Below are 3548 nucleotides of genomic sequence, written 5' to 3' on the forward strand. Positions count from 1 at the left end.
GGGCGGGTGCGGACCACCGCACCCGCCCCCTCGGCGTCCTCGCGGGATTCCGCTCAGCCCTCGGTGGCGGGCTCGAGGTCGAACTCCCCGTCCCGGGCGCCCAGCACGAAGGCCTGCCACTCCGCCTCCGTGTACCGCAGCACCGTCCCCGGGTCCAGCGACGACCGCATCGCCACCGCGCCGCCCGGCAGGTGGGCGATCTCCACCCGCTCCTCGTCCCGCTCCGTCCCCGGCGCGCTCCGCCACTCCACCCCGGAGATGTCGAGCGCGTACAACTCGTCCCGCTCCCGCTCCTTGCGGGCCTTCACGTCTTCCGCCGTCTCCGCTGTCTCCGCCATGCGAAGCCCCTTCCGAACGGGCCCGAACCGGGCCGGGTCGATCCGCGACGTACCCTAGTGCGCGCCCGGGGGCCCCGGCCGACTTGTGCGACCCGGGCCCAGGACCCCCCGTCCGGCCTGGTACTCTGGGCGACGGCCGTTTGTGTACGCACCACCGGACCTGCCCGACGGCGGTCTGGAGGACGCGCCCAGCGGATCCCCGCCTCCCGAGTAACGGAAGCTCCCCCGAGACACAGACCGGGGGCACTCGGCGGCCATCAGGACATCACCAAGGAGTACGCGTGTCACTCGACGCCGCTACGAAGAAGCAGATCATCACCGAGTTCGGCACCAAGGAAGGTGACACCGGCTCCCCCGAGGTCCAGGTCGCGCTCCTGACCCGCCGCATCTCCGACCTGACGGAGCACCTGAAGAGCCACAAGCACGACCACCACTCCCGTCGTGGTCTGCTCATCCTGGTCGGTCAGCGTCGCCGTCTGCTGCAGTACCTGGCCAAGAAGGACATCCAGCGCTTCCGTGCCCTGGTCGACCGCCTCGGCATCCGCCGTGGTGCGGCCGGCGGCGCCAAGTAAGACGCCGTGAGGGGAGCGGTTCCCGGGTAGGGGACCGCTCCCTTTGCCGTATGTACGGAAACGTGCGAGGTGTCACCCACACTTTGTAGTGTGGAAGCACAACGCTCCACGCACGACACACTGTGATCACCGGTGAGCGCCGGACCCACACGGGGTACCACGTATCACTGGTCGCACGACCGGACCGCTCACGCGAGCGGTTCACCCGAACGAGGGGAAGCGCACCTCGCCGCCGCCGGTCCTCGGTAGTGGCCCCCGGGGAGACACACCCGGGAGCTTCGATCGAAGACCGGCCCGCAAGGTACGGCGCGCTTCTCCGCCGACGTCCCCCTGCCACACGGGCAGCCCGGGACGAAAGACGAGGAGAAGAACACTGGTGGAGAACGAGACCCACTACGCCGAGGCCGTCATCGACAACGGCGCCTTCGGCACCCGCACCATCCGCTTCGAGACGGGCCGCCTGGCCCGGCAGGCCGGCGGCTCCGCCGTGGCCTACCTGGACGACGACACCATGGTGATGTCGGCGACCACCGCCTCGAAGAACCCCAAGGACCAGCTCGACTTCTTCCCCCTGACGGTGGACGTCGAGGAGCGGATGTACGCCGCCGGCAAGATCCCCGGCTCGTTCTTCCGCCGCGAGGGCCGGCCCTCCGAGGACGCGATCCTCACCTGCCGCCTCATCGACCGCCCGCTGCGCCCGTCCTTCAAGAAGGGCCTGCGCAACGAGATCCAGGTCGTCGCCACCGTCATGGCGCTCAACCCCGACCACCTGTACGACGTCGTGGCGATCAACGCCGCGTCCGCGTCCACGCAGCTGGCCGGCCTGCCCTTCTCCGGCCCGATCGGCGGCGTCCGCGTCGCGCTGATCCGCGGCCAGTGGGTCGCGTTCCCGACGCACACCGAGCTCGAGGACGCCGTCTTCGACATGGTGGTCGCCGGCCGCGTCCTCGAGGACGGCGACGTCGCGATCATGATGGTCGAGGCCGAGGCCACCGAGAAGACCGTCAAGCTCGTCGAGGGCGGCGCCGAGGCCCCCACCGAGGAGATCGTCGCCTCCGGTCTGGACGCCGCGAAGCCCTTCATCAAGGTGCTCTGCAAGGCCCAGGCCGACCTCGCCGCCAAGGCCGCCAAGCCGACCGGCGAGTTCCCGATCTTCCTGGACTACCAGGACGACGTCTTCGCCGCCCTGTCCTCCGCCGTCCGCCCCGAGCTTTCCCAGGCGCTCACCATCGCCGGCAAGCAGGAGCGCGAGGGCGAGCTGGACCGCATCAAGGCGCTCGCCGCCGAGAAGCTCCTCCCGGAGTTCGAAGGCCGCGAGAAGGAGATCTCCGCCGCGTACCGCTCGCTCACCAAGCAGCTGGTCCGCGAGCGCGTGATCAAGGAGAAGAAGCGCATCGACGGCCGCGGTGTCACCGACATCCGCACCCTGGCCGCCGAGGTCGAGGCCATCCCGCGCGTGCACGGCTCCGCCCTGTTCGAGCGTGGCGAGACCCAGATCCTGGGCATCACCACCCTCAACATGCTCCGCATGGAGCAGCAGCTGGACACCCTCTCGCCGGTGACCCGCAAGCGCTACATGCACAACTACATCTTCCCGCCGTACTCCGTCGGCGAGACCGGCCGCGTCGGCGCCCCCAAGCGCCGCGAGATCGGCCACGGCGCCCTCGCCGAGCGCGCCATCGTCCCGGTCCTGCCGGCCCGCGAGGACTTCCCCTACGCGATCCGTCAGGTGTCCGAGGCCCTCGGCTCCAACGGCTCGACCTCCATGGGCTCCGTCTGCGCCTCCACCATGTCCCTGCTGAACGCCGGTGTGCCCCTCAAGGCCCCGGTCGCCGGCATCGCCATGGGCCTGATCTCCGAGGAGATCGGCGGCGAGACCCACTACGTCACCCTCACCGACATCCTCGGTGCGGAGGACGCCTTCGGCGACATGGACTTCAAGGTCGCCGGCACCAAGGAGTTCGTGACCGCCCTCCAGCTCGACACCAAGCTGGACGGCATCCCGGCCTCCGTCCTGGCCGCGGCCCTCAAGCAGGCCCGCGACGCCCGTCTCCACATCCTCGACGTGATGATGGAGGCCATCGACCGGCCCGACGAGATGTCCCCGAACGCCCCGCGGATCATCACCGTCAAGATCCCGGTGGACAAGATCGGTGAGGTCATCGGCCCCAAGGGCAAGATGATCAACCAGATCCAGGAGGACACCGGCGCCGAGATCACCATCGAGGACGACGGCACCATCTACATCGGCGCCTCCGACGGCCCGGCCGCCGAGGCCGCCCGCGCCACGATCAACGCCATCGCCAACCCGACGATGCCGGAGGTCGGCGAGCGCTACCTGGGCACGGTCGTCAAGACCACGACCTTCGGCGCGTTCGTCTCCCTCATGCCGGGCAAGGACGGTCTGCTGCACATCTCGCAGATCCGCAAGCTGGCCGGCGGCAAGCGCGTGGAGAACGTCGAGGACGTCCTCGGCGTGGGCCAGAAGGTCCAGGTCGAGATCGCCGAGATCGACTCCCGCGGCAAGCTCTCCCTCATCCCCGTGATCGAGGGCGAGGACTCCGAGCAGGCAGACAAGGACGACAGCGAGAAGTGACCTCTCGTAGCGCCACGGCGACGGCCCGCACCGGTTCCCCGG

General features: G+C 69.7%; 3 protein-coding genes. 2 read left to right on the forward strand and 1 reads right to left on the reverse strand.

Annotated elements, in window-relative coordinates; translation table 11 throughout:
• Positions 1 to 53 precede the first annotated feature (53 nt).
• The gene (locus ACFRAV_RS31250; RefSeq protein ID WP_382560971.1) at positions 54 to 338 is read right to left on the reverse strand and encodes a DUF397 domain-containing protein; all 285 of its coding nucleotides are present in this window, start codon (positions 336 to 338) and stop codon (positions 54 to 56) included.
• Between the two features lie 281 nt (positions 339 to 619).
• On the opposite strand from ACFRAV_RS31250, the gene rpsO reads away from it, so the two are divergent.
• Both rpsO and ACFRAV_RS31260 read left to right on the forward strand, forming a co-directional pair.
• A complete protein-coding gene (rpsO, locus tag ACFRAV_RS31255; RefSeq protein ID WP_108954112.1) occupies positions 620 to 910 on the forward strand; it encodes a 30S ribosomal protein S15 in 291 nt (96 codons plus the stop codon).
• 376 nt (positions 911 to 1286) lie between these two features.
• The gene (locus ACFRAV_RS31260; RefSeq protein WP_382560974.1) at positions 1287 to 3506 is read left to right on the forward strand and encodes a polyribonucleotide nucleotidyltransferase; all 2220 of its coding nucleotides are present in this window, start codon (positions 1287 to 1289) and stop codon (positions 3504 to 3506) included.
• Positions 3507 to 3548: the final 42 nt, after the last annotated feature.

This window comes from Streptomyces sp. NPDC056600, from assembly GCF_042792855.1.
Taxonomy (GTDB): Bacteria; Actinomycetota; Actinomycetes; order Streptomycetales; family Streptomycetaceae; genus Streptomyces.